Origin of the sequence: Micromonospora sp. NPDC047527, from assembly GCF_040643015.1 — a bacterium.
Classification (GTDB): domain Bacteria; phylum Actinomycetota; class Actinomycetes; order Mycobacteriales; family Micromonosporaceae; genus Micromonospora.
On record NZ_JBEYTK010000001.1, the window covers coordinates 691,931 to 712,281 of the forward strand.

15 protein-coding genes are annotated in these 20,351 nt (G+C 71.8%); 5 read left to right on the top strand and 10 right to left on the bottom strand.

Annotated features, from left to right (window positions below; all coding sequences use genetic code 11):
• The first annotated feature begins 149 nt into the window (after positions 1–149).
• Positions 150–1,493 (top strand): PHB depolymerase family esterase, encoded by a 1,344-nt coding sequence (locus tag ABZ808_RS02910; protein WP_357000051.1) that lies wholly within the window; start codon positions 150–152, stop codon positions 1,491–1,493.
• A 40-nt stretch (positions 1,494–1,533) separates the two neighbouring features.
• Complete coding sequence (locus ABZ808_RS02915; RefSeq protein ID WP_357000053.1) at positions 1,534–2,943, top strand: endo-1,4-beta-xylanase; 1,410 nt, start codon at positions 1,534–1,536, stop codon at positions 2,941–2,943.
• 53 nt (positions 2,944–2,996) lie between these two features.
• Here ABZ808_RS02915 and ABZ808_RS02920 read toward each other — a convergent pair whose 3' ends face one another.
• From ABZ808_RS02920 to ABZ808_RS02955, 8 genes are all read right to left on the bottom strand, one after another.
• Positions 2,997–4,460, bottom strand: coding sequence for a hypothetical protein (locus tag ABZ808_RS02920; protein ID WP_357000056.1), 1,464 nt, complete (start codon positions 4,458–4,460; stop codon positions 2,997–2,999).
• Between the two features lie 20 nt (positions 4,461–4,480).
• On the bottom strand, positions 4,481–5,083 hold the full coding sequence (locus ABZ808_RS02925) for a hypothetical protein (RefSeq protein ID WP_357000059.1): 603 nt from the start codon (positions 5,081–5,083) through the stop codon (positions 4,481–4,483).
• 47 nt (positions 5,084–5,130) lie between these two features.
• Entirely contained in the window at positions 5,131–5,664 is a 534-nt protein-coding gene (locus tag ABZ808_RS02930) for a hypothetical protein (RefSeq protein WP_357000061.1), read from the bottom strand.
• Positions 5,661–5,945 (bottom strand): hypothetical protein, encoded by a 285-nt coding sequence (locus ABZ808_RS02935; protein WP_357000063.1) that lies wholly within the window; start codon positions 5,943–5,945, stop codon positions 5,661–5,663. Before ABZ808_RS02935 ends, ABZ808_RS02930 begins: the two co-directional genes overlap by 4 nt.
• A 46-nt stretch (positions 5,946–5,991) precedes the next feature.
• Positions 5,992–8,739: an AAA family ATPase gene (locus ABZ808_RS02940; RefSeq protein ID WP_357000065.1), complete on the bottom strand. Its 2,748-nt coding sequence runs from the start codon at positions 8,737–8,739 to the stop codon at positions 5,992–5,994.
• Positions 8,740–8,828: 89 nt separating this feature from the next.
• Positions 8,829–10,232, bottom strand: coding sequence for a Si-specific NAD(P)(+) transhydrogenase (sthA, locus tag ABZ808_RS02945; RefSeq protein WP_357000067.1), 1,404 nt, complete (start codon positions 10,230–10,232; stop codon positions 8,829–8,831).
• A 514-nt stretch (positions 10,233–10,746) separates the two neighbouring features.
• Positions 10,747–11,385: a response regulator transcription factor gene (locus ABZ808_RS02950; RefSeq protein WP_357000070.1), complete on the bottom strand. Its 639-nt coding sequence runs from the start codon at positions 11,383–11,385 to the stop codon at positions 10,747–10,749.
• On the bottom strand, positions 11,382–12,578 hold the full coding sequence (locus ABZ808_RS02955; protein WP_357000073.1) for a histidine kinase: 1,197 nt from the start codon (positions 12,576–12,578) through the stop codon (positions 11,382–11,384). The genes ABZ808_RS02950 and ABZ808_RS02955 overlap by 4 nt, the downstream gene beginning before the upstream one ends.
• 146 nt (positions 12,579–12,724) lie before the next feature.
• Between ABZ808_RS02955 and ABZ808_RS02960 the strand changes: the two genes are divergently transcribed.
• Positions 12,725–13,483 (top strand): ABC transporter ATP-binding protein, encoded by a 759-nt coding sequence (locus ABZ808_RS02960; RefSeq protein WP_357000076.1) that lies wholly within the window; start codon positions 12,725–12,727, stop codon positions 13,481–13,483.
• Positions 13,480–16,011 (top strand): ABC transporter permease, encoded by a 2,532-nt coding sequence (locus ABZ808_RS02965; RefSeq protein WP_357000078.1) that lies wholly within the window; start codon positions 13,480–13,482, stop codon positions 16,009–16,011. Before ABZ808_RS02960 ends, ABZ808_RS02965 begins: the two co-directional genes overlap by 4 nt.
• A 55-nt stretch (positions 16,012–16,066) precedes the next feature.
• Here the strand turns inward: ABZ808_RS02965 and ABZ808_RS02970 are convergent, their stop codons facing one another.
• Both ABZ808_RS02970 and ABZ808_RS02975 read right to left on the bottom strand, forming a co-directional pair.
• On the bottom strand, positions 16,067–16,900 hold the full coding sequence (locus ABZ808_RS02970; RefSeq protein ID WP_357000081.1) for a helix-turn-helix transcriptional regulator: 834 nt from the start codon (positions 16,898–16,900) through the stop codon (positions 16,067–16,069).
• A gap of 94 nt (positions 16,901–16,994) precedes the next feature.
• A complete protein-coding gene (locus ABZ808_RS02975; RefSeq protein ID WP_357000084.1) occupies positions 16,995–18,419 on the bottom strand; it encodes an aldehyde dehydrogenase family protein in 1,425 nt (474 codons plus the stop codon).
• 342 nt (positions 18,420–18,761) lie between these two features.
• Between ABZ808_RS02975 and ABZ808_RS02980 the strand changes: the two genes are divergently transcribed.
• Positions 18,762–20,342, top strand: a complete 1,581-nt coding sequence (locus ABZ808_RS02980; RefSeq protein ID WP_357000086.1) for a DHA2 family efflux MFS transporter permease subunit — start codon at positions 18,762–18,764, stop codon at positions 20,340–20,342.
• The last annotated feature ends 9 nt before the right edge of the window (positions 20,343–20,351 follow it).

Consider the following 20,351-nt stretch of genomic DNA (forward strand, 5'->3'; position numbering starts at 1 on the left):
TTGCGCCGAAAGGTTTCCGGAAGACTTGACAATCGAGTGCGCTCGATTGAAGCTGACGTTGGTCACGCGAGCCGCGGTCACGGTCGGGCGAAGGGCAGTCCTCGACTCACCCCCTTCCATGCGCCATGCTCCCGAGGGAATCGCGAACGATGACACTGAAGACAAGGATGCTTGGCGTCGTCATGGCGGTCGTGACACTGGCCGCAGCCGCGCTGGCATTCGCCGCACCCGCGTCGGCGGCGACGCTCACCCAGGTGACCGGCTTCGGCACCAACCCCACCAATCTTCAGATGCACCTGTACGTCCCCGACCGGGTTGCCGCCCGACCGGCGGTCCTGCTCGCCCTGCACTACTGCACAGGAACGGGCCCGGCGTTCCACTCCGGCACCCAGTACGCGTCCCTCGCCGACCGGTACGGGTTCATCGTGATCTACCCGTCGGCGACCCGTAGCAGCCGCTGTTGGGATGTGGCCTCGCCGCAGGCGCTGCGCCGAGGCGGGGGCAGCGACCCGGTCGGGCTCATGTCGATGGTCGACTACGTGCGGCAGCGGTACGCCGTCGACCCGGCCCGGATCTTCGCCACCGGCACCTCGTCCGGAGCGATGATGACCAACGTCATGCTGGGCGACTACCCGGACGTGTTCGCGGCGGGTGCGTCCTTCGCCGGGGTGCCCTTCAGCTGCTTCGCCACCGGCGGCAGTTCGGAGTGGAACAGCGAGTGCGCGAACGGCCAGCTCATCAGGACTCCCCAGCAGTGGGGGGACCTCGTCCGCGGGGCGTACCCCGGTTACACCGGCCAGCGGCCACGCATGCAGATCTGGCACGGCACCAACGACGAGACGCTGCGCTACCCGAACTTCGGTGAGCAGGTCAAGCAGTGGACCAACGTGCACGGGCTGAGCCAGACCCCCACGTACACCGACTCGCCGCAGTCCGGTTACACCCGCACCCGGTACGGCAGCAGCGGCCCGATGGCGCCGGTCGAGGCGATCAGCATGCAGGGCGTCTCGCACAACCTGCCGGTCGACGCCGCGCAGGTGATCCGCTTCTTCGGCCTGGACGGCTCCACGCCGCCTCCGACGACCCCACCGCCGACGACGCCGCCCCCGACCACCCCGCCACCGACGACCCCGCCACCAACCACGCCCCCTCCGACCACGCCGCCCCCGACGGCGGGTGCCTGCCGGGTCGGTTACACGGTCAACGCCTGGAACACCGGTCTCACCGCCAGCGTGACCATCACCAACACCGGGACCGCCCCGGTGAACGGATGGGCGCTGACCTTCACGCTGCCCACCGGCCAGAGCATCACCAACGGCTGGAACGCGCAGTACTCCCCGACCAGCGGCGCGGTGACCGCTCGCAACGTCTCCTACAACGCCACCATCGCGCCGAACGCGTCCGTCGAGATCGGCTTCCAGGCCACCCACAGTGGCGGCACCGGCAAGCCTGCGTCCTTCGCCCTCAACGGGGCGACCTGTTCGGTCTCCTGACCACCCCTTCACACCACCAGTTCAGAAACGGAGTAGCACGATGAGAAACGCGAAATGGAGGGCGGCAACGAAAGCCGCCCTCGCGCTGACCGGCGCGGGCGCCCTCGCCGCCAGCATGGCGATCTTCCTGCCCGGTACGGCGAGCGCGGGGACGACGTTGGGCGCGTCCGCCGCCGAGAAGGGCCGCTACTTCGGCACGGCGGTGGCCGCCAACCGGCTCTCCGACGGCGCGTACACGACGATCCTCAATCGTGAGTTCAACTCGGTGACGCCCGAGAACGAGATGAAGATCGACGCCACGGAGCCGCAGCAGGGGCAGTTCACCTTCACCAACGCCGATCGGATCGTCAACCACGCCCGCAGCCAGGGCATGAGCGTGCGCGGACACACGTTGGCGTGGCACCAGCAGCAGCCGGGCTGGATGCAGAACATGAGTGGCAGCGCGCTGCGGCAGGCGATGCTCAACCACGTCACCCAGGTGGCGACGTACTACCGGGGCAAGATCGCGGCCTGGGACGTGGTGAACGAGGCGTTCGCCGACGGCAGCTCGGGTGCCCGGCGTGACTCGAACCTGCAGCGCACGGGCAACGACTGGATCGAGGCCGCGTTCCGGGCCGCTCGCGCGGCCGACCCGGGCGCGAAGCTCTGCTACAACGACTACAACACCGACAACTGGACGCACGCGAAGACGCAGGCCGTCTACAACATGGTCCGCGACTTCAAGTCCCGTGGCGTGCCGATCGACTGCGTTGGTCTCCAGTCGCACTTCAACAACGACTCGCCGTACGTGAGCAACTACCGCACCACGCTGTCCAGCTTCGCCGCCCTCGGCGTCGACGTGCAGATCACCGAGCTGGACATCCAGAACGCGCCGGCGAACACGTACCGGGCCGTCGTCGAGGACTGCCTCGCCGTTCCCCGCTGCAACGGGATCACGGTGTGGGGCATCCGCGACAGCGACTCGTGGCGCTCCGAGCAGAGCCCGCTGCTGTTCACAAGTGGTGGTGCGAAGAAGGCGGCGTACGACGCGGTCCTGGCCGCGTTGAACGCCGGTGGCACCACGCCGCCGCCCACCACGGCGCCGCCGACCACTCCTCCGCCCACCACCGCGCCGCCCACGACGCCTCCGCCCACGACTCCGCCGCCGACCACCCCGCCGCCCACTGGTTCCTGCACCGCGACGGTGTCGGTGAACCAGTGGCCGGGCGGTTTCGTGGCCAACGTCCGGGTGACGGCGGGATCCTCGGCACTCAACTCCTGGGCGACGACTATCACGTTGCCGTCGGGCGCCGCGGTCACCAACGCCTGGAGCGCCAACCGCAGTGGTAACAGCGGCACGGTCCGCTTCACGAACGTCGACTACAACAGTCAGGTCGGCGCTGGGCAGACCATCGAGTTCGGCTTCCAGGGCACCGGCACCGCCGGCAACCTGAGCGCGACCTGCGCGTGAGGCTGACGTGACACCGGCCGGTGCGGAGGCTCGTCCTCCGCACCGGCCACCGGTCAGCCTTTGCAGATCTTCTTGTCGGGCTGGACGTCCAGCTTGTTGAACACGTTGTCGACCTGTCCGATGCCGGCACTTGCCGCGATCGGCCCCGCGTTGAACAGGTCCAGGAACTTGTTGATCACCCTCGCCAGGCCGCCGGGGATTGTGTAACCGACGCCGTAGTCCACGGACAGGCCGAGTTGGGTGCTGCGGCACAGCGCGAGTGGCGCTCCCAGAGCGGAACCGACAGTCAGCCCCGCAGAGGCGGTGACGATCGCGTACAACCCGGCCGTGAAACCGAACATACCCAGGCCGGCCCGGAACGCCGCCTGGTAGTAGATGATGATTCCGTTCACGCCAACCGACGGTCCGCTGATCGAGTCGGTGATGCTGTTGTGGACGGTGAGGTTCCAGGGCTTCGTGACACCGAACACGCCGTCGGCGTAACCGAACCCGACGGAGCCCTCCAGCGACCACTCGCCGGCCGCCTTGATGTTGCCCTCCTTGGAGCTGAAGGCCGTCTGTATCCCGATGACCTGGTTGGCGGTGACGGAGAACGGCACCCCGAGGATCTTGCCCACCGGCACGCTGAAATCCAGCGGGATCGGGATGCGCTTGTTGATGTTCTGACCCCTGTCGGTTGCCCCCTTGATCTCGATCCGCAGCCCGGCCATCCCGCTGACCCGCAACTCCGCCCTCCGGATCGTGGCGCCGCGAATTTCGAGGTAGAACTGGGCCGTCGGGCTCTTCATCAGCAATGTCGCCAAGCCCACGATGCGGATCCCGCCGCCGTCATAGCTGAACCGCGCGCCCACCGCGTTCACGCAACAGATCGACGTGACGTCGAAACCGGCGATCCGCCGAACGCCAGAGAGGACCGCCGGGGACACGCCGACACCACTGCCGACCGGTCGCACCCCGGACGAGGAGGGCGGCGTCAACGCCGCAGGCACAGCCGCGCCGCCACCCGCCCCGCCATCCGCCGCGTCGTACTCGGCCCAGAAGGGTGTACCCGCGTCGTACCGGACCGGTTTCTCCAGGGAGACCGGGCCGTCACTGGCGAAGGTGCCGTCACGGATCACGTCGGTGATGTCCACCGGCCCCAGGACCACCGCCAGGTCGTCGCCGTCGCGTCGGACGTCGAGCACCCGCCCGACCACCCGCCCGGTGAGGAACAGGACCTTGCCCCGGGCGAGCTTGTCGGCTCCGCTGGCCTGGGGGTCGATGCGCCAGGTCAGCGCGTCGTCGGAGAGCCCGCGTACCGAGCCGCCCCCGCCGCCCACGAACACCACGTCGGGCTGGTAGGTCACCTTCGGGTCCGGCGCCGGTGCCGCCCCGTACCGCTGGTCCGCATTCGCGGCGTCGGCCGGCGGGCGGGGCGGTTTCGGGCCGGCCTCACCCCGCTGGCAGGCGGCGAGAAGCACCAGGGTCACCGTGAGCAGCACGGCCACCGCCCGGCGACGCCGCGATCCCCGTGCCACCACCTCGCCTCCCTCGCCGTTCAAAGGCGGCCGGCGACCGTGCGGGCCGCGGTTTCCAGAGCCGCGCGGTAGGTGGCCGGATCCTCCAGGCGAACCAACCGGACGCAGACCCACACCCCGCCCTTGCTGACGAAGACCGTGCCGTCCTCGGCGTACGACTCGTCACCCACTCCACTGATCGGGGTCAGCTTGTGCCCGAGTTCGCGATCGATGTCGAGGAACTTCTTCGCGCCGTCACCGACGTACACCTCCACTTGGGCGGTCGGCCCGGTCGCCGGTCCGGTGTAGGTGCAGGAGTCCCGATCCTCCGGCTTCTCCAGCGGGTCCTGCAGCGGGGTGCCGGCCAGCTTCTCGGCGTCGCCCTTCGTGACCAGTGCGCAGGCGTCGACCTTCGCTGCGGCCGGCGGCGCCTCCGCCGGCGGCGCCTCCGCCGACGGCGGCGCGGCCGGGTCGCCCTCGGGCGTGGCGGCCCCGCTCTGCCCTGCGCCGGCCGCCGGGGTGCCGCCGTCGTCTTCCGTGCCGCCGATCATCCCGCAGCCGCCGAGCGCGGTGAGCGTCGACACGGCGGCTGCGGCGGCCAGGAGTTGGACACGCCGCCGCGTGCCGGTTCCGAGGTGAGTCATCGTGGCTCCACTTCCTGTCGCAGGGTCGGCCGCTCGGGGGCTGTGCATCACAGCGGGAGGGCGTCGAGCACCTTGCGCAGCGTCGGCTCGTACCCGCCGGGGCTGGCACTGATCGCCTGGAAGCTGCTGAGGATCACGGTGTAGCTGCCCTTGTCGCTGACCACGACGGCCTCACCTTCGATGTCCTTCACCGCGAGGTACGCCTTGCGGCCCTTGTCGACGTCCTTCACCTCCCGGTAGATCTGGGTGGCCTGCTGGCGCTGGTAGGCGTAGGTGCTCTCACCGGCGAGCGGCGAGGCGACGGTGATGGTGAGCGAGGCGACGCCCTTGCCGTCGCCGAACAGGCAGTTGCCCTGGTCCTCCATCGGTTGTCCGACGAGGTCGGTGACCTGGGCCGCGCTGAACGGGCACGCCGGCCGTGGAGCGTCGGGCAGGGCGCCGTCGCCGTCGCCCTCGGCGTCGACCCCGACACCGGCTCCGGCGGCGGGGTCGGCGCTCCCGGTGTCGTCGGGGCCGCAGGCGACGAGCGGCAACAGCAGCAGCGAGCACCACAGAGGTGCGATCAGTCGGCGCACAGTCATGCTTCCTTCACCTGTCGGGGGAGATCCGGGTTGGTGGAGCTGATCTGAGGTGGACGGATCCACCGGGCCGGAATCAGCCGGTCGACACGCCACGCGCTGTCGGCGGCGGCCGCGGCCACCACCTCCGCGTCGGGGCCCTCGACCAGCGCGATCACGACATCGTCGGTGGGCAACCGGATGGCGGCGACCAGCCGACAGCCCGGAGTGGTGATCAGCGGCGCCGCCGTGCCCGCCTCGGAGGAGCAGTCGTACTGCTCCAGGACGAACAGGTGGTTGGCCATGACCTGACGCTAGGTCCCGGCGGGCGGCGAGGAATCGGGCGTTTCCCTATGCTTGCGAGTCCGCCCTGGTCATCGCCGCGCCCAGCTCGGCGCGAGTGGAGATGCCGAGCTTGCGGTAGACCCGGGCGAGATTGGCCTCGACGGTCTTCGGGCTGACGAACAACTCGTCGGCGATGGCGCGGTTGGTCCTGCCGCGCGCCGCCAGCCGGGCCACCCGCTCCTCGGTGGGGGTGAGGTGCCGTGGTGTCGGGGCGCGACCGCCGACGCGAGCCAGTTCGGCCCGGGCGCGCTCGGCGAACGCCGCCGCGCCGATCGCGCTGAACTCCGCCACCGCTGTCTCCAGCGCCTGCCGGGCCGGCAGCTTCCGGCGGGACCGCCGGTGCGCCATCCCGGCCACGAACAGGCAGCGGGCGCGATCCAGCGGAAGCACATCCGGTGGTACGGCGTCCCGCGCCGCCGCCAACGCGTCGAGCGCCGGGCCGGGGTCCTGGCCGGTGGCGCTGTCCAGCAGTACGCGAGCCCGCGCGGCGCCCAGGGTCGTCCAGGGCCGTGGCAGCCGGCGATGTCGGGCGTTCAGCCGTTCCAGCACCGCCCCCGCCCGGTCGAGTTCGCCGGCTCCGACACACGCCTCGATCCAGTCCGGCTCGAAGCGCATCGAGAGGGGCTCCACCAGACCCCGCGCGTCGATCGTGGCGGCCAGGGCGGTGTAGGCGGCGGCGGCCTCTCCCATCCGGCCGGCTGACAGGGCCACGAACCCGGCCAACTGCTGGTGGATACGTCGGCACCAGTCGTCGTCCAGATCCTCGGCGAGTCGCAGGCCGGACTCGGCGACCCGGGCCGCCTCGTCCAGCCGGCCCCGATGGGCGTCGAGCAGGGCGGCCAGCCAGGTCTCGGCGACCAGACCGCTGCCGAGCTGGTCACCGAGGTCCCGCGCGGCGGCGATGTGCCGTTCCGCCTCGTCCCACCGCCCGGCCAGCAACTCGGCCTCGCCCAGGTGTGTGAGCAACTCGTGTTGCAGGGGCTCGTCCCCGCGTGCCTCCGCCCGCCCGAGCATCCGGTGCAGTCGACTGCGGGCACGCTCCGCGTCGTCCATCGACTTCCACCAGATCGCGGGCACCGTGCTCGCCAGCCACGCCGGCTCGTCGCCCTCCAGGGTGAGAGCCCGTTCCAGCAGGTCGGTGCGTGGTGCCCGGCCGAGGCGTACCTCCTGGAAGAAGAGCAGGACCAGCGCGGCCGCGAGCAAATCGTGTTCGCCGTCGCGACCGTCCAAGAGGGCGGCGGCGGCCTCGGCGTGCGCCCGTGCCGGCTCGGTGTGGTCGTTGAAGACGGCCAGGTGGGCGTGGATGCGGCCGGCCAGGGCCGAGTCGGGTCGGGCCGCCGCCAGGGCCCGGGTGCCGAACTCCACCGCCGCCTGGCCGGCCTCGCCGCTGGACCAGGCGACGACGGCGCGCAGCAGCAGGGACTCGGCCCGTACGTCGCCGGGGAAGTCGGCCGCGACCGCCTCGGCCGCCTGCCGGGCCGCCGGGAGGTCACCGCTGTCGAGCCGGCAGCGCGCCGCCGCGAGCCGCCGCTGGCCCAGCCGCACCTGGTCGTCGACCGGGGTGAGCTGGCCGGCGCGGTCGTGCAGATCGGCGGCGAGGTCGGGCGCGCCCCGACTGTGCCATCGGTCGGCTGCGGCGGCGAGGGTGTCCGCGACCGCCGGGTCCGGTTCCGTCGTACACAGTGCCAGGTGCCGGGCCCGCTCGTCCGGGTCGGCCACCAGGTCGGCCAGCCTGCGGTGCAGTCGGCGGCGCACCCCCGGCGGAATCCCGGCCCGTACGGCGGCGGCGTGCACCGGGTGGGTGAACCGCACGCCCGTCGGCGTCACGACGATCAGCCCCGCCTCCTCCGGCGCGTCCAGCGCCGCGGCGGACACCCCCGCCGCCGTCAGGTCGACGAGCGTGGGCACGGTCAGCAGCGCGGCCAGTCGTACCGCGTCGCGGCTGGCGGGGGACAGCCCGGCGACCACGTCCGCGAGCAGGTGGTGCATGGACGCCGCCACCGGCAGGTCGTCGCCGGGCGAGGGGTGGCGCGGCAGGCGTTGGATGGCGCGGACCACCTCGATGGTCAGCAGTGGATTGCCCTCGGCCTCCCGCGCCACCCGCACCAGCATCGGTCGGGTGAGCGTGACGCCGAGCTGATCGCGCAGGACGTGGTGCAGAGCGCCGACGTCGAGCGGTGGCAGTTCCACCCGGTCGAGCCGGCTGCCGTCGCGGCCATCGTCGAGCCCGAGGGGCACGCTCTCGGGGTCGCCCCGGCCGCGTCGGCGGCTCACCAGCACGCTCAGACCCGCCACGCGGCGCAGCGCGTACCGCAACGCGCGTTCGCTCGGCCGGTCCAGCCAGGGCGCGTCGTCCACGGCCACCAGCGTCGCCGGGTGGCCGTCCTGCGCTGCGGCTTCCAGCAGGGAGCGGGTCGCCGCCCCGACCACCCGTACGTCGACGGCCTCGTGGACGTCGCCGGCGAGGAGCACGACCTCGGCCGCGGTCCGCTGCGGCTCGGGCAGCGCGGCGACCCGGTCGGCGAGCGGGCGCAGCAGGTCGGCCAGGGCGGCGTACGGAAGCTCCGCCTCGGCCTCGGTGGGCGCGCAGCTCAGCACCAGCCAACCCGCCTGCGTGGCCCGCGCGACAAGCGCCCGCCAGAGTTCGGATTTGCCGATGCCGGCAGGCCCCTCCACCAGCACCGGCCCGGATCGGGCCAACTGCTGCCAGGCCCGGTCGAACACCTCGTCCCGCCCGACGATGGCGTGTCGCATGGGGAAATTCTGGCACTGGAGACGGTCACCGGGGCATCCCGCCAACGGGTGACCGGGGATGGCCCGCAGGCCCGGCTGACCGGCGGAGACTAGCCGTCGATGCGAGTGATGTTGCGGATCTTGTTGGACGCGTCCAGGGCGGCCACCTTGTACGCCTCGGCCAGGGTGGGGTAGTTGAACACCGCGTCCACCAGGTAGTCGATCGTGCCGCCGCAGCCGATGACGGCCTGCCCGATGTGGACGATCTCGGTGGCGGCGGTGCCGAACACGTGCACCCCGAGCAGCCGGCCGTCGTCGGGGGAGACGAGCAACTTCAGCATCCCGTACGAGTCGCCCACGATCTGGCCCCGGGCCAGCTCGCGGTACCGCGCGATGCCCACCTCGAACGGCGTCGAGGAGTCGGTGAGCTGCGCCTCGGTCTGCCCGACGAAGCTGATCTCGGGGATGGTGTAGATGCCGATCGGCTGGAGGCCGTGCATCTCGCGGATCGGCTCGCCGCAGGCGTGCTGCGCGGCCAGCCGGCCCTGCTCCATCGAGGTGGACGCCAGCGCCGGGAAGCCGATCACGTCGCCAACCGCGTAGATGTTGTCGACCGGGGTGCGGTAGTTGGCGTCGACCGCGATCCGGCCGCGTCGGTCCGCCTCCAGCCCGGCCGCCTCCAGAGCCAGGTCGTCGGTCTGGCCCTGCCGGCCGGCCGAGTACATCACCGTGTCCGCGACGATCTTCTTGCCGCTCTTGAGGATGCACAGCGCGGCGGTCTGGTGCTTCTCCACGGCGGCGACCTCCTCGCCGAAGCGGAACGCCACGGACAGGTCGCGCAGGTGGTATTTGAGCGACTCGACGACCTCCTCGTCGCAGAAGTCGAGCATCCGGTCGCGGCGTTCCACGACTGTCACCTTGGTGCCGAGCGCGGCGAACATCGACGCGTACTCCATGCCGATCACACCCGCGCCGACCACGACCATGCTGCGGGGTACGGCCTGGAGGTTGATGACGCCGTCGGAGTCCACGATGGTCCGGTCGTCGAAGTCGACACTGTCCGGCCGGGCCGGGCGGGTGCCCGCCGCGATGATGGCCTTGTCGAAGGTCACCTTGGACTCGCGCCCCGAGCCGGCGTCCACCCAGATGGAGTGGGCGTCCGCGAACCGCCCGGTCCCGGTGATCATCGCGACCCGGTTGCGGGCGAGCTGGTTGCGGATGACGTCGGTCTGCCGGGTGATCACGTGCTGGGTCCGGGCGGCCAGGTCGCTGACCGTGATCTCCTCCTTGACCCGGTAACTGCTGCCGTAGAGATCCCGCTGGCTCAGGCCGGTCAGATAGAGCACGGCCTCGCGCAGTGTCTTGGAGGGGACGGTGCCGGTGTTGATGCACACCCCACCGATCATGTCGCGGCGGTCCACGATGCCGACCCGCCTGCCGAGCTTGGCGGCGGCGATCGCGGCCTTCTGACCACTGGGTCCGGAGCCCAGCACCAACAGGTCGTAGTCATACATGATCGCTAGCGTCCCAAGATGTCGGCGAGCGCGCCAGAGCCGATCGTTGCTCGTCCGCCCGCGCAGGCGCCGACACTCCTCCTCCGGTGCGGCGCGCGGTTGCCCGAGGGGGCCGCTCTCCAAAGCCGGCACAGGGAACGAGCCGTTCGCGTCGGTGGGGGATGTGTCGGTCGCTGCCTTTGGAGCTGAATCGTTTGCGACATCGCCGGCCAACTTCACCCGGACGTCATCGGGCGGACGTCAGCGGGCCGACTTCACCCCTGGCGGACGCCGCCAGCGGACTTCGGCGGGGCCGACATCACCGACCGGACCAGGTGGGCGTAGTTCACGATCCGCGATCCCAGACAGTGCGGCCGAATCGTTTACGGCATCAGCTCCAAAGGGCGCCGCACCCACATCCATCCCCCTGCGAGCCCGCGTCGGCGAGGCCGCACCCGGCGAGGCCGCGTCCGCGAGCGCGCGTCTGCTAGGCCGCGCCCCGGCGGGCCGGTCAGCCCCTGTTGCCGGACCCGCCCTAACCGACGAGGCGGCGCTCCCAGGCCCAGGCGGCGATCTCGACCCGGTTCCGGGCCGGCAGTTTCATCTGCACGCTGGCCAGGTGGGTCTTGACCGTGCCGACGGCGATGAAGAGTTGGGCGGCGATCTCGGCGTTGGTCAGGCCCCGGGCGACCAGCTTCACGACGTCGAGTTCCCGTGGGGACAACCCGGCGTCGTCGTGCGTCGACGCGGGCCGGCTGAGGTGCTCCAGCAGCCGTACCGTGATGGACGGGCTGATCAGCGCTTCACCGGAGACGGCCGCGCGGACCGCCTCCACCAGCAGCGCCGGGCCGGAGTCCTTGAGCAGGAAGCCGCAGGCGCCGTTGGCGAGCGCGGTGTGCACGTACTCGTCGAGGTCGAAGGTCGTCACCACGACGACCCGGATCGGGTCGGCGACGCCCGGCCCGGCGAGCAGCCGCAGCGCCTCCAGGCCGTCGAGGCGGGGCATCCGGATGTCCAGCAGCACCACGTCCGGGCGCAGGCGCCGGGCCATCTCGACCGCGGCGACTCCGTCGGCGGCTTCGCCGACCACCGCCATGTCCGGCTGTGCCTCAATGATCATGCCGAAGCCGGTCCGCACCATCGCCTGGTCGTCGGCGATCAACACCCGGATCATCGCCCCACCGCCGAGCGCAACGGGAACGCGGCGTCGAGCACCCAGCCGCCGCCGACGCCCGGCCCGGCGGTGATCGTGCCGTCGAGGGCGCGTACCCGCTCGGTGAGGCCGAGTAGGCCGAAACCGTGCCCTCGGGCCGGCGCGGTGCGTGGGGTCGCGCCGTCGTCGGCCACCCGGACCAGCAGCCAGTCCGGTGTACGGCGCACGGACACGTCCACCGATCGCGCATCCGGGGCATGTTGGCGGGTGTTGGTCAGCCCCTCCATCACCACCCGGTACGCCGAGGTCGACACCTCCACCGGCAGTCCTTCCAGGTCACCGTCGACGTGCAGCCGTGCCGGCGCGCTCGCCGTGCCGTTGAACCCGGACAGCAGGGGCGCCAGGTCGGTCACCCCGGCCAGCGGGGCCAGCGGCGCGTCCGGCGGTGCGTCCGGGTTCCGCAGGATCCCCACCATCCTCCTCATCGAGGCCATCGTCTCGGCGCCGGCCCGCTCGATCTGCTCCAGGGCGACGATCACCCGACGCGGATCCTGCTCGGCGACGAACCGCGCACCCTGCGCCTGCACCACGATGCCTGTCACGTGGTGGGCGATGAAGTCGTGCAGGTCACGCGCGAACTCCGCACGCTGCTCGGCCCTGACCAGCGCGATCGCCCGGTCGCGACCGGCGGCGATCACCCGCAGATAGAGCCCCACTCCGGCGGCAGCGACCGCCGCGAGCGCCTGGAGCAGACCGAAGATCACGAGCAGGCTGTCGGTGCCGATGCGCAGCGGCATCGCGGCGACGGCGAGCCCGGCGGCCATCGCCGCCCACAGGGCGAACCGGGGTGCGCCCCAACGGCTCACCACGAAGACCACCCCGATCAACCCGGCCGACTCGGCGAGCCCCCAGGTGCGGGCGAACACGGTGCCGCCGGTGAGAACCACCAGCATTGCGGTCACCGCCAGTGAGACGGTGGCGAGTGCCAGCGCGGCCAGCGGCAGCCGGTGGGAACCCAGCCGATGCACCGGAAGCCAGAGCGGCACCGTCGCCACCGCCAACCCCATCGACACCAGCAGGAGTACGAGAGCGGTGATGCCGAGGCCATCGGTCGCGCTGACCGTGAGGTCGAAGAGGGCGAGCAGCCCAAAGGCCACCAGCCCGGCAGCCTGGGCCAGGCGTACCCACCAACGTCGAAGATCCGGCGCGCTCATGATGACCCAGCGTAGCCAGCCGGGCGGAGATGACAGATCAGCCGAAAGGCAGACCCGACGCCGGCGATACCCGGCCCCGGACCGATGCGCCCGCCCGCCGGTGGCGGCGACGCTTTCCCGGTCACATCGCAGCCACTGGAGGAACAATGACAACCCACGCCCCGCCTCAGACCAGCCACGCCGCGGTCGCCGCGGTCGACCTGGTGAAGGTGTACGGCAGCGGCGACACCGCCGTCCGCGCCCTGGACGGGGTGTCGGTGGGCTTCGGCCGGGCCGAGTTCACCGCGATCATGGGCGCGTCCGGGTCCGGCAAGTCGACGCTGATGCACTGCCTCGCCGGCCTGGACACGGCCACCTCCGGCCGGGTCCTGCTCGGCGGCACCGACCTCACCGGGCAGTCCGACCGCACGCTGACCCGGGTACGCCGCGACCGGATCGGGTTCGTCTTCCAGTCCTTCAACCTGCTGCCGCAGCTCACCGCCGCGCAGAACATCACCCTCCCGCTGGATCTCGCCGGCCGGCAGCCCGACGCCGACCTCCTTGCTCACCTGGTCGACGTGCTGGGGCTTGGCCAGCGGCTGGGCCACCGGCCCAGTGAGCTCTCCGGTGGTCAGCAGCAGCGGGTCGCGCTGGCCCGGGCGCTGGTGGCGCGGCCCGAGGTGGTCTTCGCCGACGAGCCGACCGGCAACCTCGACTCCCGATCCGGCGCGGAGGTGCTCACCATCCTGCGCGACTCGGTCCGCGACCTCGGCCAGACCGTCGTCATGGTCACCCACGACCCGATCGCCGCCGCGTACGCCGACCGGGTGGTGCTGCTCGCCGACGGCCGGGTCGCCGGCGAGATCGACAAGCCGGATCAGGTGTCGGTCACCGACGCACTGCGTGATCTGGCGGCCCGCGCATGAGGGCGACCGTGCTGCGTAGCCAGATGAGCGCCGCCGCCCGGCGGCCGGGCCGGCTGATCCTGACCGGTCTGGCGATCCTGGTCGCGTCCTTCGTCGTCTTCGGCACCGTGCTGGTGCAGGGGATCACCGAACGGACCGTGCGGGACAACCTGAGCGGCACCCCGGCCGCCACCGACCTGGTGATCGGCAGCAACGACGAGCCCTCGCCCACCGTGGCGGAGTTGGCGCGGCTGCGCGCCGTGCCCGGTGTGGCCGAGGCGGTGGGCCGGGTGGAGATCGGGGTGTCCGTCGACGACGGGTACGTCAACCTCCAGGCCGATCCGGGCACCGGCCCGCTGAGCAGGGTCACCGTCGTCGAGGGCAGCTATCCGGCCCGGCCCGGCGAGATCGCGGTCACGCCCCGTACCGCCCAGCGGGCAGGGCTGTCGGTCGGCAGTACCGTCAGCGGCGAGGGCGGTGAACTCACCGCGCCCGCCCGCCTCGTCGTGACCGGCATCGTGGACACCAACGCCGACTCCGGTTTCGACGCGTACGCCCCGGACAGCGCCGTGACCTCCTGGGCGCGCCTGAACACCCTCGATCGCGTCGACGTTCGGGTGGCACCCGGCGAGTCGACGGAGGCCGTGCACCAGCGGGTGACCGCAGCGGTCGCTGGCCAGCCGATCCGCTCCGGCGACGAGGTACGCGAGGCGGAGGCCAACGCCGCGGCCACAGAGGTCGCGACCCTGTTCATCCTGGTCGGCGTGTTCGTGTCGATCGCGGTCGTCGCGGCAGCGCTGGTGGTGACCTCCACCTTCCGGATCGTCTTCGCCCAGCGGATGCGGCAGCTCGCGCTGCTGCGCGCGGTCGGCGCGGGCCGAGGCACCCTGGCCGTGGCGATGACCGCCGAGGGAGCGTTGACCGGGCTCGTGGCCGGCGTCACGGGGGTCGCCGCTGCTCTCGCTCTCGGCATCGCGCTGCCGGCGATCCTGCGCTCCGCCGGTCACGCCGTCTCGTCGCCGGCCCCGCCGCTCGCGGCGGCGGTAGCCGTGGTGATCGGCGCGGTCGTGATCACGGTGCTGGCCGTCCTGGCACCGGCGCTCTCGGCGGCCCGTGTGTCCCCGCTGGAGGCGTTGCGGACGGCGAGCATCACGGCCGGCCGGCGCGGCATCGGGGTGCTGCGCCTCGTGTTCGGGCTGCTCCTGGTCGCCGGCGCGGTCCTGGCCGCCGTCGTGGCGATCAGCCGGTTGCCGAAGCCTGAGCAGACGACGTACGACCCGCTAGTGCCACTGCTCCTGCTGGTCGGGTCCGGCACGCTGGCATTCTTCGCGCTGGTGGCCCTCGGGCCGCTGCTGGTGCGTCCCGTGCTGGCCGTGGTGGGTTGGCCGCTGCGCCAGCTCGGGCCGCTCGGGCGGATGTCGGTCGGCGGGGTCGGCGGGGCGCCGCGTCGGGCCGCGGCGGTCTCCGTCGTGGTGGCGCTCGGCGTGACCCTGATCTCCGGGGTGATCATCGGCGGTGCGTCGTTGCAGGTCCTCGCCGACCGCGAGCTGGCGCTGTCGGCGCCGACCGACTTCGAGGTCGTCGGCAACGGTGAGCCGTTGCCGGCGGATGTCGTGACCCGGGTCGAGGCGGCGCGGGGCACGCTGGCCCGGGTGGTGCCGTACCGGCGGGTCGGCGACGTCACGCTCATGCGCGGTGCCGACAAGCTGGGCGACGTCGAGTCCAGCTATGTGACGAACGACCTGGACCTGAGCGCGTTGCCGACCACCGGTGACCTGGACGTGGCCCAGGGCGCGCTGGCCGATCGCGGCCCCGGCCGGATCGTGCTCGACAGGTGGGTTGCCCGGGACACCGGTCTGCGGGCCGGCGACGCCGTCACCCTCGCCATCGCCACGCGCCGGGTCGACGTGCGGGTGGCGGCGGTCCTGGGCGGCGACGGCCCGCTGCGCGCCGGCATTCTCACCGACCCGGCCGACCTGGACCAGCTCGGCGTGCCGGCCGCGTACACGGGTCTGCTGGCCGACGCGGCCGAGTCCGGTGAGGACGGTCGGACCGCGGGTGTGCGGGCGTTGCGTGCCGCGATCGGGGACAACGACGGGGTGGGCCTCGTGGTGCTCGCCGATGAACGGGACCGCAACGACGAGGTGGTGCGCACCCTGGTCTGGCTCGGCGTCGGTCTGGTCAGCCTGACCGTGCTGATCGCGGTCGTCGGCGTGGGTTCCACGACGGCGCTCTCGGTGGTGGAACGGGTACGCGAATCCGGGTTGCTCCGCGCGATCGGTCTGTCCCGCACCGGCCTGCGCACGATGCTGACCGTCGAGTCCGGTCTCTACGGGGTGGTCGGTGCGACCCTCGGCCTGCTGCTCGGCGTCCCGTACGCCTGGGTCGCGGTGCAGTCCCTCGGGATCAACGCCCCGTTGACCGTGCCGGTGCTGCCACTGGTCGGGCTCTTCGTGACGCTGGTCGTGCTGACCGCGCTGGCCGGGGTCCTGCCGGCCCGGCGGGCGTCGCGGGTCAGCCCGGTGGTGGCGCTGGGGGCCGATGGCTGAGCCACGGTGGCGGGTCGGTGCCGAGTCTCTCGGTGCCGACCCGCTGGGTGCGGTCTCAGACGACCTGGGCGCCGATGACGGAGAGCAGCCGCAGTTTCTCGTCGCTCTCCGACCCGGGCACGGCCGTGAAGACCAGCAGCGTCTGGGACTGGTCGGGATCCACCAGGGTCTGACAGTGCAGCTCCAGTGCCCCGACCTCCGGGTGGAGGAAGCGCTTCGCCGGGCAGTAGCCGCCCGGCACCGGGTGCTCCTGCCACCGCCGGGTGAACTCCGGGCTCCGGGCCAGCAGGTCGTCGACGATCGTCGCCGCCCGCGAACCCCGGCCATCCCGGGTGTACGCCGCGTGCAGGTGCGCCACGAGGAGGCCGCTCTGCGTCTCGTGGTCCTGCGCCGGGTGCCGTTGCCGAACCCGGGGGTCGGTGAACCAGCGGTGGTGCGCGCTGCGCGCCAGCCCGGTGTGCCGGGTCTCGTCACCGAGCAGCGCGATCGCCGACGCGGTCTGGGCCAGGGTCTCGCCGAGGTGGTTGACCACCTGGGCGGGGGTGTCCTGCAACCGGTCGAGGATCCGCATCATCCCCGGGTTGACGTGGTCGGCCCGGACCGACCGGTGCGGGACGGCGTGGCCGGCGAGCTGGAACAGGTGGTCCCGCTCGGCCAGGGAGAGCCGCAGGCCCCGGGCCAGCGCGGCGAGCATCTGGGCGGAGGGGTGCGGACCCCGCTGCTGCTCCAGCCGACTGTAGTAGTCGGTGGACATACCGCTCAACGTGGCGACTTCCTCGCGCCGCAACCCTCCGGTACGCCGGCGCTGGCCCCGGGGCAGCCCCACGTCCTCGGGCTGGAGCGCCTCGCGTCGGGTCCGCAGGAAACTGGCGAGTTCGGCGCGGTTCACGGCTGGCTTCTCCTTCACCCGGGCGGACCGGCGGGACCGGCACGTCGACTGCAACAGGCGTACCCCGGTGTGGTGTTCCGGGGTACCCGGCGACTCAGCGTTGGATGGACTTGATCTCCAGGAACTCCTCCAGACCGAAGCGGCCGAACTCGCGGCCGTTGCCGGACTGTCGGTAGCCGCCGAAGGGCGCGAGCGGGTTCCAGTGGCCGGCGTTGACGTCGACCTGGCCCACGCGTAGCCGCCGGGCGACCGCCAGCGCGTGCTCCGGCTCTCCGAAGACGCCGCTGGTCAGCCCGTACAGCGTGCCGTTGGCGATAGCCACGGCCTCGTCCTCGTCGGCATACGGGATGATCGTCAGCACCGGGCCGAAGATCTCCTCCTGGGCGATCGCGGACGTCGGGTCGACGTCGGCGAAGATCGTCGGCTGGACGTAGGCGCCGTTCGGCAGGCCGGCGGGCCGGTCCGGGCCACCGAACACGAGGCGGGCACCGTCGGCGATGCCCCGTTCGATGTACCGGAGCACCTTCTGGCGGTGCGCCTCGGACGCCATCGGCCCGATCCGGGTGGTCTCGTCGGTCGGGTCGCCGACGGTGTGCTGCCGGGCCGCCTCGACGGCCAGTGCGACGACCTCGTCCTGCCGGGAGGCGGGCACGAGCATCCGGGGCCACGCGCCGCAGACCTGCCCGCCGTTGGCGAACGCCATCAGCATGCCCGTGGTGACCGCAGCGGGCAGGTCGGCGTCGTCGAGGATGATGTTCGCGCCCTTGCCGCCCAGCTCCAGCGTGACCCGCTTGACGGTCTGCGCCGCCACCTCGGAGATGCGTCGTCCGGCCCGGGTGGAGCCGGTGAAGGAGATCATGTCGATGTCCGGGTGGGCGGAGATCGCCTCACCGACGACCGCCCCGGTGCCGTACACCACGTTGAACACGCCCGCCGGTACGCCCGCCTCCGCGGCCACCTCGGCGAGGATCCGCGCGGTCAACGGGGCGTTCTCGGACGGCTTGAAGACCATCGTGTTGCCCGCGAGCAGCGCCGGCGCCAGCTTGGAGACGATCTGCTGCAGCGGGAAGTTCCACGGGGTGATCGCGCCGACCACGCCGATCGACTCGCGGACGATCAGCGAGTTGCCGACCTCCTCGGTCCAGGCGAAGTCGTCGGCCAGGCCGGCCACGGACTCGATCACCGCGGCGGGGAAGGCGACCTGAGCGGTCCGGGACATCCCGATCGGGGAGCCCATCTCGGCGGTGATCACCGCCGCGATCTCCTCCTTGCGGGCGGCGAGGCCGGCGCCCAGGCGGCGCAGCACCTCGGCCCGCTGCGCCGGGGCGGTCGCCGCCCAGTCGGGGAAGGCCGCCCGGGCGGCGGCGACGGCCCGGTCGACGTCGGCGGCGGTGCCGGCCGGGGTTTCGGCGACGAGGTCGCCGGTCGCCGGGTTCACGACGGGAAGGGTGCCGGCCGAGCCGGCGAGTGTCTCGCCACCGATCCAGTGGCCGGTGACGGTGTGGGTGGAAGTGGTCATGCACCGACCGTGGCACCGTCCCGAACCCCCAACCAGGTGCGGTTCATCCACGGATTCGCGGTCCCTGGCTGAGCGCTGGGCCTCGGGTCGCCTGCCGTTCGGTGCTGGCCGACGGCTTGATCGCCTCGCCGACTGATTGACACCCCGACAACCGACCGTAATCGAACGGCCGGACGGATCCGGCGCCGCTCGGCGTCACGAAACCTGGCGGCGAACCGTCACAACTGACGGCTAGTCTGCCTGCGCGCGTCGTCGCCTCGGTACGTCGCGCTCCGCGCCTGGTGGGCGCGGCATCGCCGCCACCGCCGACCAACGCGTGCTCAACCGACCTCAGGAGAGTTTGTGACACAGCAATCTGTCGCGACATCGGACAGACTCGACGCCGCGGTGCTCAAGGTGGCGGGCGTCGTCGTCCTTGGCGCGATCATGTCGATTCTCGACGTGACGGTGGTCAGCGTCGCGCTGCCCACGTTCCAGAGCGAGTTCGACGCGTCCCTCGCGCGAGTCGCGTGGACGATGACCGGCTACACCCTCGCGCTGGCCACGGTGATCCCGCTCAGCGGGTGGGCGGCCGACCGGTTCGGCACCAAACGCCTCTACATGGTGGCGCTCGCGCTGTTCACCATCGGGTCCGGTCTCTGTGCGACCGCCGACTCGATCGGCGAGCTGATCGCCTACCGCGTCCTGCAGGGCCTCGGTGGCGGCATGCTCATGCCACTGGGCATGACCATCATGACCCGGGCGGCCGGGCCGCACCGGATCGGCCGGCTGATGGCCGTCCTCGGCATCCCGATGCTGCTCGGCCCGATCGGCGGCCCGATCCTCGGCGGCTGGCTGATCGACGTGGCGAGCTGGCACTGGATCTTCCTGATCAACCTGCCGATCGGTGTCATCGCCCTGATCTACGCGCAGGTCGCGCTCCCGAAGGACGCGCCCGAGCCGTCGGAGTCGTTCGACTTCCTCGGCATGCTGATGCTCTCGCCGGGCCTCGCCCTCTTCCTCTACGGCGTCTCGTCGCTGCCGGAGGCGGGCACCTTCAGTGAGACCAAGGTGTGGGGGCCGATGCTCGTCGGCGGCGCGCTGCTGGTGGCCTTCGTGCTCTACTCCTTCAAGCCCCAGCACCCGCTGCTCGACCTGCGGCTGTTCCGCAACCGCAACCTGACCATCGCCTCGCTGACCCTGTTCGTGTTCATCATCGCGTTCATGGGTGCCGGCCTGCTGTTCCCGAGCTACTTCCTGCAGGTGCGGGGCGAGTCGACGCTGGCCGCCGGCCTGCTGATCGCACCCCAGGGGCTCGGCGCGATGATCACCATGCCGATCGCCGGAACGCTCGCCGACCGGGTGCCGATCGGTCGCACCGTGCCGTTCGCGCTGGCGCTGATCGTGATCGGGTTCTTCAGCTTCACGCAGGTCGACCCGGAGACCTCGTACTGGCTGCTCGGCGCGTCGCTGTTCGTGATGGGCCTGGGCATGGGCGGCACGATGATGCCGATCATGACGTCGGCGCTGCGGACATTGCAGGCGCAGGAGGTGGCGCGCGGCTCGACGCTTGTCAACATCCTCCAGCAGATCGGCGGGTCGATCGGCGCTGCCGTGATGTCGGTGATCCTCACCAACGAGCTGAACGGCTCCCGGCCGATCCCCGGTGCGGTGGACCCGGACGGCAAGCCGATCACCGAGGCCGGCCTGGCCATCGCCTCCCAGCAGCGGCCGGAGGTGCTCCAGCAGTTCCCGGTGGACCCGTCGGTCATCGAGCGCGGGCTCGACTTCGCCGCGAAGTCGTTCGCCCACACGTTCTGGGTGGCGTTCGCGTTGGTGGTGGCCACGTTCATCCCGGCCGCCCTGCTGCAGCGGCGGCGTCGGCCCGCGCAGCCGCTCGACGACCAGGCCGAGCCGGCCAGGCCGCCCGTCGTCATCCACTGAGCGAGCGCA